We start from the raw sequence: 12,849 nt of genomic DNA, 5'->3' as shown, positions 1-12,849 counted from the left end.
CGTCTGCACGTGCACTGCCGGGGATGGCAAAAGCGTCTTGCGAAACCGCGCATCTGCCGGTATGAGGCGGGCCTTCAGAATGGTCTAGGCCGCTATAGCTCAGCTGGTAGAGCATCGCATTCGTAATGCGGGGGTCAGGTGTTCAAGTCACCTTAGCGGCACCATTCCCTTTTCCATCGCTTTTTGGCGACTTGCGCTTGCTGGTTGTCCGGAACCGCCGTTAGGTTCCGCCTTGTCCGCGCGCGTTGCGGGGAAAAGGAAGAGGACTGCCATGATGAAGCTCCACCCGTTGAAAAGCCTGCTTGCCGGATCGGTGCTCGCGCTGGCCGCGCTTGGGGCCTCTGCAGAAGAGGCCGTCGCTGCACCGGACGCCGCCGCGCCTGCAATTCCGGCGGAGGTCACGGACCGGATTGATGCGCGGTTCCTGGACTACCAGACGGCGCAGCATGTGCCGGGTCTTGTGTGGGGCATCGTCAAGGATGGGGAGCTGGTCTATTTCAAAACCTCCGGCGTCGCGAACCTCGAAACGGAGGCCCCTGTCACGGCGGACTCGCTGTTCTCCATCGCGTCGATGAGCAAGGCGTTCACGGCACTCGCCATCCTCAAGCTGAGGGATGAAGGCAAGCTGTATCTCGATGCCCCGGCTGAATACTATGTGCCGGAGCTGAGAGGCTGGACCTATCCGACCACGGACTCCCCGCGCATCCGCGTGCGGGACCTGCTGGCCCATGTCAGCGGCCTGGTGACGGACAATCCCTGGGGCGACCGCCAGCAGGACATGCCCGAGGAGGTCTTTACCGAAGTCCTCAAAGAAGGCGTTCCATTCAGCCGCGCCCCGCAGATGGCGTATGAATATTCCAATTTCGGTTACGCCCTGCTGGGCCGGATCGTCACCAATCTCTCCGGCATGCCGTATGAGGATTACATCCGCACCGAGATCATGCTGCCGCTGGGCATGACTTCGACCGGGTATGACGTCTATGCCGTGGATCAGGACCGCCGCGCGCTCGGCTATCGCTGGGAAGAGGGGGCGTTCTCGAAAGAACCGGCACTCGGGCCGGGCGTGTTCGGCGCCATGGGCGGCGTGATGACCAATGCCGAGGATTACGAAAAATGGGTCGCCTTCCTGCTGGATGCCTGGCCGCCCCGTGACGGGGAAGAGACCGGGCCGGTCAAACGCTCGTCCGTGCGCGAGCTGTCGCAGGGCCTGAACTTCCCGCGCGTCTATACGCGCGATGGCCTGGAAGAGGGCGAGACCTGCGATGTTGCGGTGAATTACGCGATGGGCTTTGCCGTCACGGCCGAGTGCGAGCTGGGCACCACGATGGCGCATTCCGGCGGGTATCCGGGCTATGGGTCGAATGTGCTGCTTATGCCGGATGCGGGCGTCGGCGTGTTTGCCTTTGCCAACCGGACCTATGCGGCGCCGTCGCGGATCGTGCGGGAGGCGGCGCTTGAACTGGCGACTGCGGGCGAATTGCCTGCCCGCGAATGGCCGGTCAGCGCTCCGCTCGCCGATGCCTATTCGGTTGCGGGCGCCGTGTACGAACAGGGCAGCTTCACACCCGCCGAAGGCAAGCTGGCGATGAACTTCACGATGGATGCGACCATTCCGGTCCGCGAACGCGCGCTGGCGGACCTGAAGGCAGAGGCAGGTGCCTGCGACACCGGCGCGCCGTTCCGGGCGAACGGGCATCTCAGCGGCCGCTTCACATGGACGTGCGAGGCGGGAGACATGGAGGGCTGGCTGTTGCTGTCACCAAACCACCCGCCATTGATCCAGGAACTGAACCTCAGCTTCGTTCCGGCGCCCTGAGCCGCTATTCCAGCACATAGTCCGCCTCCGCCTGATATCGGCTGGGGCGGCCTTTGGCGGAGTGGCTGGAATAGAGGTGGAACCGGTCTGCGATGAACGGGCCGCTGCGATAGGCGTGATGGGCCTCCACCCAGCGCCTTGTGTCTTCCAGCGCGGCGTTGTGCAGGTAGGCCAGCGTGACATGCGGAATGAACGGGCGCCGGTCCGGCTCGAAGCCGAGGCGGCGGGCCGCCTGTTCGCACCGGGCCGACAGGCTGCGCAATTCATCGCTTTCGCGCACCCGTGCCCAGACAGCGGACGGTTCGCGCCGTCCGAACCAGCCGGCGCCCTCTATCGAGAGTTCGAATGGCTGGCAGCGGATGTCCCCCAGCAAATCGTCCAGGTCCCGTGCCTGGCGATAGGTCAGGTCACCGAAAAACCGCAGGGTAATGTGGAAATTCTCTTCCGGGCGCCAGCTCGCCCCGGGCAAGCCGTCCTGAAGGGCGGCCAGTCCTTCCCACAGGTCTTCGGGGACGGGCAGGGCGGCAAACAGTCTGTACATGGCCGGTTGTCTGCCTCCGGACGCGGAAAAAGAAAACCCGGCCAGATGAGGCCGGGTTTGTCCGATGTGATGAAAGTCCGGATCAGCTGCCCAGTTCGGCGAGCTTTCCGAAGTGCTCTGCGAGGAGGTAGTAGAAGGTGACCCGTGATTTCTGTCCGCCTTCCGCGCTCATGCGATCACAGATCGTCTTGATGGCCGTATCAAGCTCTCCCTGCTTCTCGGCGAGGCCCAGTTTTCCGCGGCACCATTTTTCCCGCACACGGTCCAGTTCGCCGTCATCGCTGCAGGCGACAATGGAGCTGTCCTTGTTGCGGAGGGCAATGCCGAGATGTCCCACGATCTTCTCGGCGGCTGCCTGATTGTACCCACCATTTGCGTATTTCTTGATATTCTCGGCGTAAGCCGATGCGTCTGCCATAATTGTATCCCCTAGTGCTTTGGCGCCTCCACTGCTGGAACTGCGCCAGATTCAGAAGATTAGCCTTGAGTAAAGGTTAGTCAATCCACTTCTGAATATGCGTGGCTGAGCTTCAAAAGTCGCGGCTGATAATTTGCGAATACTTTGGCGTGTTGGGTCGCAATCAAGTACAGATTGCGGGGGGCTCAAGTAAAAGACTGGTTTGTTTGAAGTGTTTTTGCCTGGCGGGCGGCTTCCGGTGCATGAACAAGCGGAAGGGATGTCCGGTTTTGCTTGCACATGATGGCAAGCCCTCCCATATTTCGCGCATGTTCCGGGTAAATAATCCACCCGGCTAAGAGAAAGGGCTTGAAACCTATGAATGATTTCAATCGTGCTTATTCGCCGTCCGCCGGCGCGGGCTCGATGGACATGTCGGTCAATGAGGGCCTGCGCGCCTTCATGCTGGGCGTTTATCAGAAGCTTGCCTACGGAATCGCCCTGGCAGGCGCCTTGGCATTCCTGGTTGGTTCCAACACCGTCCCGGCGCTGACCGAATTCGTGCTGTTCTCCCCGTTTCGCATGGTCGTGCAGTTCGGTCCGATCGGGCTGATCCTGATTTCCGCCTTTGCCATGAAGCGGCCGTCGCCGCTGGGAACAGCGGTTCTCTACTGGACAATCGTGACCTTACTGGGTCTCAGCCTGTCTGTGTGGGTGCTGATGGCCACCATGAACACCGAAGCGGCCAGCCGCGCGGGCATCGTCTACAGCACCACATTCATCACCATTGCCAAGGCCTTCTTCCTGACGGCCACGGCCTTCGGTGCGCTGTCGCTGTATGGCTACACCACCAAGCGGGACCTGAAGCCGATTGGCGTGGTCGCCATCTTCGCCCTCTGGGGCATTGTCGGCATGGCGCTGCTCAGCTTCCTGTTCCCGCCGTCGGGATTCCTTGAAACCGCGATCACCGTGGGTGTGCTGGCGATTTCGGGTATTCTGGTCGCGACGGACACACAGCAGCTGAAACAGTCCTATTTCGCTCTGGAAGGGGACGCGCGCAGCCTGGCCGTGATGACGAACATGGGTGCCCTGCACTTCTTCATCCTGTTCTACAACATCTTCGTCACGATCATGTCGCTCCTGTCCCGCCGATAGGACCAATCACGAATAGCGACGAGAAGCCCCGCCCGGACAGGCGGGGCTTTTTTTCACTTTGCGTAACGCTGCGCGTTTTCCTAGTTTAATCCCAAAGTTGCGATTTGAGCGAAGGTAGTTTTATGGGCGGCTTATTGTGAGGCTTCACATATGTATCCCGATCGATTTCGGCGTGGTGTTCGGCATCGCCGACGAAGTGCTGGCAGACGAGGTCCGAAGGATTTTGACGATTGCGCTGTCCAGAACGTTCGCCAATAGCGTGTCGGACTTTCCCGTCTCCGACCCCGCTCAACTTTCTTATGTGAGCGGAGTTGATAATCCTTTCGGCAGAGGCCTGCACTTTGCGGGGATGGAAAAATGCCTTTGGGAACGTCTGAGCGCCGATATTCTCGAATACTGCACACTCGACGCTGACAAACAGTTGTTTGATCCGGTCGGGCCTGATGTTTCGGTGTGGATCACGGAAAACTTTTCGCCCGAAATCGCGATCCGGTTTTATGCGAACGGCGTTGTCATGGTCCTCATAGATGGAGAAATTTCTGACGATACTGACGCTGATCTGATCAAGCGCGTTTACCGGGCGATCGAGTGCGCCGCATATGGGGATAGTGCCATTGTCGAACTCGCCGCAGCCTTTAATAATACACTCCGGAATTTGCGCGACGAGATATCCCGGCACGCAAAAAAACTGAAAATTCACGACCTCGAACGGGCGAACGCGATACACGCCAGCAATGAGTTGATTGAAATAAAGTGGATCTCAGCCCTGCTGATCATCGACAAGACGATGGTGGATGAGCAGTTTGACAATGTGATTACAGATACCGCCGGTCAGAAGGTCGAAACCTGGAGTGGGCAAGTCATTTACAAACCGTGGCTGGCAGTCGTTCGAAGGTCAGGTGATCGGCCGCAATTTCCGGACCGGATTCTTTCAATTTTTCACAATTATTGTGTTGCGGATACGTTCGCTACAAATGTGGAAACGTTCCTGATTGGCAAATGCTCAACCGTACTGAACGAAACCCTACGCGGGAAACGCAGCGGCAAAATTGTGAGCCGGCAGTCTATCCGCGCCCTGTCCTACCTGGCGGAGTCAGTGTCTTCCCTAGTCGATATCCGATCTTTCACACATGCCGCCGACGATCGTCAGTTTTTGTCCTTGTTGGCGGAACGGTCCAGGATCGATGAGCGGCAAGCGAGAATTAAGAGCATCGCAAATGTATTCGTTGCCCGCGAAAGCGACCTGAACGACTTCAAGGATCAGCAACGCGCCGGATGGTTTGCCGCTATCGGATTGTTTATTGCTGTCATTTCCACACTCGGTGTCTCCGCAGGCGTTGTGGACGTGTATCGGAATTACAATTTTTTCTCCTCGTCTGGCGGCGATGAGCTATTTGTATTGGGTGCCAGTGAAATTACGCTCATACTTGCCTTGCCTTTGTTGCTGGTTCTTCTCCTGTGGCTGATCGGGTGGCTGGCCATCAAATTTGTCAGGTCTCTCTGGAAGCCCCGTTAAATAAAGGCCTGTGAAAATGAGCGTAAACGCGCGATGAAGCTTCAGGACCGGGATCGCTTCAGGTTTCATTTGCTCGCGGTGGACACAGGTGCGAGCCGGGCGCCAGCATCACGCCTGCGTGAGCTCACGCGCTCGTGCATCGCTTGGCGGGCCCGGCCCGGTTAGGGGAAGGGCAAGAAAAGGAAATGCTCATGATCCGCACTGCCTCCCTCGCCTCCCTGCTCGCGCTTTTGCCGGCTGCCGCCGCCGCGCAGGACGCGTCTGACGCCGCTCTCTCCGCGAAGGCCAGCGAAGCCGAACAGGCCGCCATGGCTGAAAGCATGCGGGTCGGCCCCATTGTGAGCCAACCTGCCCCGGCGGCCTCTGTCGTGGGCCCGGAGGGCGTGGTCAGCTTCACGGATCTTGCGGGAGAGAAAGGCACGGTCGTTGCCTTTTTCCGATCGGCTGACTGGTGCCCGTACTGCAAGAAACAGCTGATCGACCTGAAAGACGCCGCGGCCCCCCTCGGCGACGAGGGCTGGACCCTTATCGGGGTCTCCTATGACAGTCCGGAAACGCTGGCGGATTTCAAGGCCGCGAAAGACCTGCCCTATGGCCTGTATTCCGATACCGGGTCGGCCGCCATTGACGCGTTCGACCTGCGCAATCCGGATGTGCCTGCGGGCTCGCGTTATGACGGCATTCCGCACCCGGCCATCATCTTCATCTCTGCCGACGGCACCGTGAAGGCCGTGATGCGGGAGGAGGGCTACAAGGACCGCCCGGCCGTCGATGCGGTCCTGGCCATGGCCGCGGCACTCTGAACCGGGCAGGCGGGTTTCAACCGCCGCCGGAATGGCTTAGCGTCCGCGCAAACCATTCCGGAGATGCCTGATGAGACTGATTGCCCTTGCCGCGCTGGGGACACTTGCTGCCAGCCATACCTTCACCGCGGCCGCCGAAGAGGCGGCTGACCGTGAGGCGCAGGTCCTGGAGACCGCCACATCGCTGGCGAATGCCGGCACGTGGGACAATGTCGGCCTGCAATTCGTCGAGGACCTGACGACCGAGATCGGCCCGCGTCTTGCCGGGTCTCCGGACGAGAAACGGGCGCGCGACTGGGCGGTCGCGGAACTGACCGAAATGGGCTTTGCCAATGTCCATGTCGAAGACTTCACCGTGCCTTACTGGAAGCGCACGCACGAAACCGCCCGTGTGGTCGGGGCCAGCGCCCAGCCGCTGATCATCACGGCACTCGGCGGCAGTGCGCCAACGCCGGAAGGCGGGCTGGAGGCGGACATTGTCCGGTTCGAGCTTCTGGCAGACCTGCAGGCAGCCGATGATGCAGACGTGGCCGGCAAGATCGTCTTCATCGACGAATACATGACGCGGACCCAGACGGGGGCCGGGTATGGCCTCGCGGTTGCGAAACGGGCGGCCTGTCCGAAAGTCGCCGCCGGGAAGGGGGCCGTGGCCTGCCTCATCCGCTCTGTCGGAACCGACCATTTCCGTCGCCCGCATACCGGCGGCATTGACCGACGCGGGCCGGATGGTGTGGCAAAGCCGACAGGTCCGATCCCGGCAGCTGCCCTGTCTGCGCCGGACGCCGATCAGCTGGCCCGCCTGCTGGAGCGGGGCGCAGTCACCGTCAATCTCGATATCGGCGTGGAGACGGCTGATGCGGCGCCGTCCGGAAACGTCATCGCGGAAGTCGAAGGCGGCGCGAACAAGGACGAGATCGTGCTGCTCGGCTGCCATCTCGATTCCTGGGACCTTGGCACCGGGGCCATTGATGACGGGGCCGGTTGCGGCATCGTTGTCGGCGCCGCCAAGCTGATCGATCAGCTGCCCGGCAAGCCGGACCGGACGATCCGCGTCGTGCTTTATGGCTCAGAGGAAATCGGCCTGTTCGGCGGCGATGCCTATGCCCGTCAGCATGCAGACGAACTGGGCAACCACGTGCTCGCTTCCGAAAGCGATCATGGCGCGAGCTATATCTGGCAGTTCCAGACAAAGTTCGGCGATGGAGCGCTGGATTACGCGAAGAAGATCCAGGGCGTTCTGGCCCGTTATGGCGTGGCACCGGGGGACAATCTCGCAGGTGGCGGACCGGACATCGGCGTTCTGGCCCGCTCCGGCGTGCCTGTGGTGACGCCGGCGCAGGATGGCTGGGACTATTTCGACTACCACCACACACCTGACGACACGTTCGACAAGATTGAACCGGATGCCTTCCGCCAGAATGTCAGCGTCTATGCCGCCTTTGCCTATATCGCGGCGCAGTCGGGCTGGGATTTCCGCAAGCCGGCTGATCCACAAGACTAGGGCGGCCTGAAGACGAGAGCAGCATGAGCCCGCGCGCGCGGATCTGCCCGGCGCTTTCAGCCGTTCTGGAAGGGCTGAAACTTGCACGCCGGGAGCTGGCGGGAAGCGAGGCAGATGCGCCCCGCCGCCGCTGGGTCTCTGTTGCGCTCGTCTCGGCGCTGCAGGCCGGGCTGGTGGCGGCCCTGTCAGGCTATGAAAGTGCGGGGGAGGGGGATGTCGCAGACCCCTCCCAGCCGGACCGGATCGCGCCGGTGGCGCTGCTGCTCCGCCGGGCCCGGTCGGCCGAATATCTCAACCCGCCGGAATTGCTGGAACTGCCCGGCCGCGTGGTTCGCGACATCGAACAGGTGGTGACGGCCCGCAACAGCGTGCTGCACAGGCCGGATGAGGCCGAAAACCCGCCAGTGAACGAGGCGTTCCGTTCTGTCCTGCAGGTCTTGCAACAGGTTTGCCTGACCCACCCGTCCTTTCCGGTGAAGGAGCATGGCGTGATGCTGGCGCTGATCCGGGATGAAATTTCCGCACTTCAGCGGGCGCTGGCCCCAATTGGTTAATGTGCGGGTCATCATCTTTCGGCAAAACTGGCCGGATGATGCCCGATTCCCGCGCATACAGCTTCGGCGCCCGGATTGCCCGGGCCTTGGCACCGGCGGTCTCGCTGTTGCTGCTGGCCGCGGCTGCGCCGGACACGTTCTCGCGTGAGGAACTCGAAGCGCTGGAATCCGAAAAGCGCGTGGCCGAGCAGAAACTCGCGGCCCTGCAGGCCAGCGGCGAAGATGCCCGCAAGGACATCAACAATGTCGATGCGGAACTGATCGCTGCCGCCATGGAAACCCGCCGCCGCGAGGAACAGGCAGCGGAAGCCGAAAAGAGCCTCGCCGATCTCGGGACGCGGCGCATTACGGCGCAGATGCGCCTGCTGGAAGACCAACAGGCCCTCGAAGACCTGCTGGCGGCGCTGGCGGCCTCGAACCGGCGCAAGCCGCCCGCCCTGGTTATTTCGCCGGGCAAGGCAAACACCGCCGTGCGCCGGGCCATCCTGATGAGCGAAACCACACCGCGGCTTGCGGCCCGGACAGAAACAGTGCGCGCCGAGATCGACGAGCTGAACGCGCTGGAACGCCGGATTCGCGGCGAAAAGGCCCGTCTGGAGGCCGCTGAAGCGACGCTCGCCCTGAAACAGGTGGAAATCGAACGCCTCGCCGCCGCCAAACGGGGCGCGTTCGAGGATCTGTCCGGCGACATTGCGCGGCTGAAATCGCGCACGGCGAAACTCGGCGCCGAGGCCGATACGCTGCGGGACCTGTTGAGCGCGCTGGAATCCGATGCCCCGTCTGCGCCGGGCGTGAAACCGGCCCTCCGGCCGCGCCTGGTCTCCGCATCGCCGTCCTCACCGAAACCGAAGCCCATCTCACCGGGCACCCGTCCGCTCGGCAAGGCCGAGCTTGGCGCCCTGCAGCCGCCCGTGTCCGGGCGCGTGCTTCACTCCTTCGGCGACAAGCTCGCCACCGGCGGCAAGGCGGAATGGGTCACGTTCTCCACGCGCAGCGAAGCCCAGGTCACCGCGCCCGTTGCCGGAGCGGTGGAATATGCGCGTCCGTTCCGTTCCTACGGCATGATGCTAATTTTGCGGACGAGTGACGGATACCATGTTATTCTTTCCGGTATGAGCCGTATCTACGTCACCGAAGGCCAGAAAGTGGCCGCGGGCGAGCCGGTAGGCCGCATGCCGGACCGGTCCGACCCGCCTCCGGAACTCAATATGGAATTGAGACTTGGCGACACGGTCAAAAATCCTGCAGACTGGTTACCGCGTCGCGGGTGACACCGCTCATTGAAGAGGTTTTGTAAAATGCGTTCATTGCTGATTGGCACCGGAGTTGGTTTGATCCTCGGCGCGACGGCAGTTGGACTGTCCGCCATCGCGGCCCCGCAGGAAGCCACGCCCCCGCAAACCGATCCGCGCACGGTGACCTACCAGCAGCTGGAACTGTTTGCTGAAATCCTGGCCCGGGCGCGCCAGGAATATGTGACCGAAATCGACGAGCCGGAAGCGATGGAAGCCGCCATCAACGGGATGCTGACCTCGCTGGACCCGCATTCGGGCTACCTCAACGCCGACGATTTCAAGTCCATGCAGGTCCAGACCTCGGGCGAATATGGCGGCCTTGGCATTGAAGTGACCATGGAAGACGGCTTCGTGAAAGTCATCTCGCCGATGGACGACACGCCTGCCAGCCGCGCCGGCATCCAGCCAGGCGACCTGATCACGGCCATCGATGGCCTTCCGATCATCGGCCAGACGCTGAACGAAGCGGTCAAACAGATGCGCGGCGAAAAGGGCACGCAGATCGAAATCAGCGTGCTGCGCAAAGGGGAAGACCCGTTCGACGTGACGCTGACCCGTGAAGTGATCGAACAGAAATCCGTCACCTGGCAGCTCGATGACGAGGATATCGGCTATATCCGCATCGCGACGTTCAATGAACGCACCACGCCGCTTCTGGAAGCTGCCGTAAACGAAATTTCCGAGAAAACCGGCGGACGCCCGCGCGGCATCATTGTCGACCTGCGCAACAATGGCGGCGGTCTGCTCGACCAGGCCGTCTCGGTCAGCGACATGTTCCTGTCGGGCGGCGAAGTCGTCTCAACGCAGGGACGCCGGGCCACCGACATGCAAAGCTATATGGCGCACAATGGCGAGGTCTTCAAAGGCGTGCCATTGATCGTGCTGATCAATGGCGGGTCTGCCTCGGCGTCCGAAATCGTGGCCGGGGCGCTGCAGGACCGCCGCCGCGCAACCATCGTGGGGACAACCAGCTTCGGCAAGGGATCAGTCCAGACCGTCATTCCGCTGGGCGCCGACCGCGGTGCCCTGCGCCTGACCACGGCGCGCTACTACACGCCATCGGGCCATTCGATCCAGGCGCTTGGCATCGAGCCGGACGTGTCGATCTCGCCGGCGCGCCTCACAGAGGAAGAACTGGCCAAGATCCGGCGTTTCTCCGAAGCCGACCTGCCGCATGCCCTGGCAAATGAGGAAGGTGCGGAGCGTCATGCCCTGACGATGCCGGACGAGCAGCCGCCGGAAGGCTATGAAGGCGAAGACTTCCAGCTGGAGCGTGCGAAGCAGATGCTGAAGGACGGCACCATCACGGCCAGCACAGGCCTGAAGCGGGCCGGATAACAGCAATCGGTTAACCTTCGTTTGCAACCTGTTAACCGGAATGATGCAATTCTGGTCGTTCAGAGTCGACTAGATTGGATTACGAGGTTGCCACATGGCAAATCGCCGGGATGCTGAGCCGTCACCGCTGCGCGCAGGCGTTTTGCATACGGGTCTCAGCCTGTTGGTGTTTGGCGGGATAGCGGGCGCGCTGGGCGCTGCCGTCATCCTGATGGGAGATCCGTCCGAGGCGGGCCCGAAGCAGACACTTGCCCTGTTCGACACGACGAATTCCGCGGTCCCGCCGCTGAAGACCCGCCTGAAAACTGACATCGTCACAGCAAACCAGACCCTCGAAACGCCGGACTATGCCGATGAAACCGGATCCGGCGACTTGCCGGATCTCGGGCCCGATCTTGGCATCGATGCCCCTGATGAACGCGCGATGGCAGCTGTGGGTCCTGACGCTGTGGTCGGGGAAGGGGACGCCGATACAACGGGCGTGCGGATCAATGGCAAGCTGGTGAAACCCGGCGAATCCTATGGCGAAGTCACCCGGGTTGCCTCGCTGGAGCGGGCCCCGATTGCCGGCCTGACCGAGCGCCTGAACGGCATGACCCTGCCGCGCATCTCGCCTGAAGGACGGGCCCCGGCGGATGCGTATGCCCGGCCCTTCATCAACACAGGCAACAAGCCGGTCGTGGCGGTTGTGGTTGGCGGGCTCGGCATCAATGCGACCCATACCAAATCTGCCATCGACGAACTGCCGCCGGAAGTGACGCTGTCTTTCGCGCCGGACGCGACCAGTCTTCAGCTCTGGATCAATCGGGCCCGCGCCGCCGGTCATGAAGTGCTGATCGAGACGCCGATGGAGGCCTATGATTACGGCCGGATGAAAATGCATCCGCTGACGCTGCTGGCCAGCGAGGACGAAGCCCGCAACAAGGCCCGCCTTGACCGCATTCTCAGCCGGTCCACCGGCTATTTCGGCCTGATCAATTCGCAAGGCTCCAAGATTGGTGACGACGAAGCCGCGATGAAGCCGGTTCTGGAGGCTGTCTCCGAACGGGGCCTCGCCTTTATCGACGATGGCGGCCTGAATGCGGCGAACATGAAACAACTGAGTGGCGAGACGCGCCTGCGTTATGTGCGTGCGGATTCGGCGATCGACGCGAAACTGTCTGCGGAAGATATCTCCGCCGAGTTCATGGAACTGGAAAGCCAGGCGCTGGAGCACGGCGCCGCCCTGGGCGCGGGCTATGCGTTCCCGATCACCATTGAAATGGTGAAAGCCTGGACGGCTAGCCTGGACCAGAAGGGCATCGTTCTTGCGCCGGTCTCGGCCCTGGCGGCGACCGCCTCGTCCGCGGAAAATCCAGCCGAAGACAGTGTCCGCACTGGCAGCCTTGCGCAGCCTCCTGTAAATCCTCACGGGTGACACAGGTTAAGCAGGATCCCGATCGCTATCGCGCGAATGTCGGCCTGGCGCTCTTTTCGAAGGCCGGGCACGTGTTCATTGGCCGTCGTATCAACGGGCGCGGATCCTTCCAGTGGCAGATGCCGCAGGGCGGGGTCGACAAGGGCGAGGAGCCTGCCGCGGCTGCCCTGAGAGAGCTGGAAGAAGAAGTCGGCGTTCCGGCAAAACTGGTCGATACGCTGCAGGAAACCGAAGACTGGCTGTATTACGATTTCCCGCCGGACCTGAAAAAGCGTCTGCCGGGACCGTATCTGGGCCAGCGGCAGAAATGGTTCGCCTTCCGCTTCAAGGGATCTGACAGCGATGTGCGGCTGGACCGGCACACGCCTGAATTCGATGCCTGGCGCTGGGCCCGGCTGGAAGAGACGCCCGCCCTCGTCGTTCCGTTCAAGCGGCCGGTTTACGCAGAAGTGGCCGAACGCTTCGACCGCTGGACGGAGCCGGTTCTGGGCGGCAAGGTGCCTCAGGGCTGAAACC

At 61.9% G+C, this 12,849-nt stretch carries 12 protein-coding genes and 1 tRNA gene; 11 read left to right on the top strand and 2 right to left on the bottom strand.

All coding sequences use genetic code 11. The annotated features are described in order from the left end of the window. Positions 1–88: 88 nt before the first annotated feature. Positions 89–164, top strand: a tRNA-Thr gene (locus HAD_RS03220). A 107-nt stretch (positions 165–271) separates the two neighbouring features. Next, entirely contained in the window at positions 272–1,816 is a 1,545-nt protein-coding gene (locus HAD_RS03215; RefSeq protein ID WP_035569394.1) for a serine hydrolase domain-containing protein, read from the top strand. A gap of 4 nt (positions 1,817–1,820) precedes the next feature. Here the strand turns inward: HAD_RS03215 and thpR are convergent, their stop codons facing one another. Both thpR and HAD_RS03205 read right to left on the bottom strand, forming a co-directional pair. Then, on the bottom strand, positions 1,821–2,357 hold the full coding sequence (thpR, locus tag HAD_RS03210) for an RNA 2',3'-cyclic phosphodiesterase (RefSeq protein ID WP_035569393.1): 537 nt from the start codon (positions 2,355–2,357) through the stop codon (positions 1,821–1,823). A gap of 82 nt (positions 2,358–2,439) precedes the next feature. Then, positions 2,440–2,775, bottom strand: coding sequence for a DUF2853 family protein (locus tag HAD_RS03205; protein ID WP_035569391.1), 336 nt, complete (start codon positions 2,773–2,775; stop codon positions 2,440–2,442). A 357-nt stretch (positions 2,776–3,132) separates the two neighbouring features. Here HAD_RS03205 and HAD_RS03200 point away from each other — a divergent pair, with 357 nt between their 5' ends. The 9 genes from HAD_RS03200 (at position 3,133) to HAD_RS03160 (ending at position 12,845) form a co-directional block, all read left to right on the top strand. Beyond that, positions 3,133–3,909 carry a Bax inhibitor-1/YccA family protein gene (locus tag HAD_RS03200; protein ID WP_035569390.1) on the top strand — a complete coding sequence of 259 codons (777 nt, stop codon included), beginning with the start codon at positions 3,133–3,135 and terminating at the stop codon, positions 3,907–3,909. A 172-nt stretch (positions 3,910–4,081) separates the two neighbouring features. After that, positions 4,082–5,425, top strand: a complete 1,344-nt coding sequence (locus HAD_RS03195) for a hypothetical protein (protein WP_156942143.1) — start codon at positions 4,082–4,084, stop codon at positions 5,423–5,425. Between the two features lie 191 nt (positions 5,426–5,616). After that, the gene (locus HAD_RS03190; RefSeq protein WP_035571537.1) at positions 5,617–6,228 is read left to right on the top strand and encodes a peroxiredoxin family protein; all 612 of its coding nucleotides are present in this window, start codon (positions 5,617–5,619) and stop codon (positions 6,226–6,228) included. 70 nt (positions 6,229–6,298) lie between these two features. After that, positions 6,299–7,729: a M28 family peptidase gene (locus HAD_RS03185; RefSeq protein WP_035569388.1), complete on the top strand. Its 1,431-nt coding sequence runs from the start codon at positions 6,299–6,301 to the stop codon at positions 7,727–7,729. A 23-nt stretch (positions 7,730–7,752) separates the two neighbouring features. Beyond that, a complete protein-coding gene (locus HAD_RS03180; RefSeq protein WP_035569387.1) occupies positions 7,753–8,283 on the top strand; it encodes a hypothetical protein in 531 nt (176 codons plus the stop codon). 35 nt (positions 8,284–8,318) lie between these two features. Then, on the top strand, positions 8,319–9,554 hold the full coding sequence (locus HAD_RS03175) for a murein hydrolase activator EnvC family protein (protein WP_035569385.1): 1,236 nt from the start codon (positions 8,319–8,321) through the stop codon (positions 9,552–9,554). A 27-nt stretch (positions 9,555–9,581) separates the two neighbouring features. Next, positions 9,582–10,916 (top strand): S41 family peptidase, encoded by a 1,335-nt coding sequence (locus tag HAD_RS03170; RefSeq protein ID WP_035569384.1) that lies wholly within the window; start codon positions 9,582–9,584, stop codon positions 10,914–10,916. Between the two features lie 94 nt (positions 10,917–11,010). After that, positions 11,011–12,333: a divergent polysaccharide deacetylase family protein gene (locus tag HAD_RS17760; RefSeq protein ID WP_051595885.1), complete on the top strand. Its 1,323-nt coding sequence runs from the start codon at positions 11,011–11,013 to the stop codon at positions 12,331–12,333. After that, complete coding sequence (locus HAD_RS03160; protein ID WP_035569382.1) at positions 12,330–12,845, top strand: RNA pyrophosphohydrolase; 516 nt, start codon at positions 12,330–12,332, stop codon at positions 12,843–12,845. The genes HAD_RS17760 and HAD_RS03160 overlap by 4 nt, the downstream gene beginning before the upstream one ends. The last annotated feature ends 4 nt before the right edge of the window (positions 12,846–12,849 follow it).

Source organism: Hyphomonas adhaerens MHS-3, from assembly GCF_000685235.1.
In the GTDB taxonomy this organism is placed as follows: Bacteria; Pseudomonadota; Alphaproteobacteria; order Caulobacterales; family Hyphomonadaceae; genus Hyphomonas; species Hyphomonas adhaerens.
This window is presented reverse-complemented; position numbering and strand designations above follow the sequence as displayed.

Coding starts and splice junctions, on each gene's coding strand:
- HAD_RS03215 (WP_035569394.1), top strand. CDS start 272: ATGATGAAGCTCCACCCGTTGAAAAGCCTGCTTGCCGGATCGGTGCTC.
- thpR (WP_035569393.1), bottom strand. CDS start 2,357: ATGTACAGACTGTTTGCCGCCCTGCCCGTCCCCGAAGACCTGTGGGAA.
- HAD_RS03205 (WP_035569391.1), bottom strand. CDS start 2,775: ATGGCAGACGCATCGGCTTACGCCGAGAATATCAAGAAATACGCAAAT.
- HAD_RS03200 (WP_035569390.1), top strand. CDS start 3,133: ATGAATGATTTCAATCGTGCTTATTCGCCGTCCGCCGGCGCGGGCTCG.
- HAD_RS03190 (WP_035571537.1), top strand. CDS start 5,617: ATGATCCGCACTGCCTCCCTCGCCTCCCTGCTCGCGCTTTTGCCGGCT.
- HAD_RS03185 (WP_035569388.1), top strand. CDS start 6,299: ATGAGACTGATTGCCCTTGCCGCGCTGGGGACACTTGCTGCCAGCCAT.
- HAD_RS03180 (WP_035569387.1), top strand. CDS start 7,753: ATGAGCCCGCGCGCGCGGATCTGCCCGGCGCTTTCAGCCGTTCTGGAA.
- HAD_RS03175 (WP_035569385.1), top strand. CDS start 8,319: ATGATGCCCGATTCCCGCGCATACAGCTTCGGCGCCCGGATTGCCCGG.
- HAD_RS03170 (WP_035569384.1), top strand. CDS start 9,582: ATGCGTTCATTGCTGATTGGCACCGGAGTTGGTTTGATCCTCGGCGCG.
- HAD_RS17760 (WP_051595885.1), top strand. CDS start 11,011: ATGGCAAATCGCCGGGATGCTGAGCCGTCACCGCTGCGCGCAGGCGTT.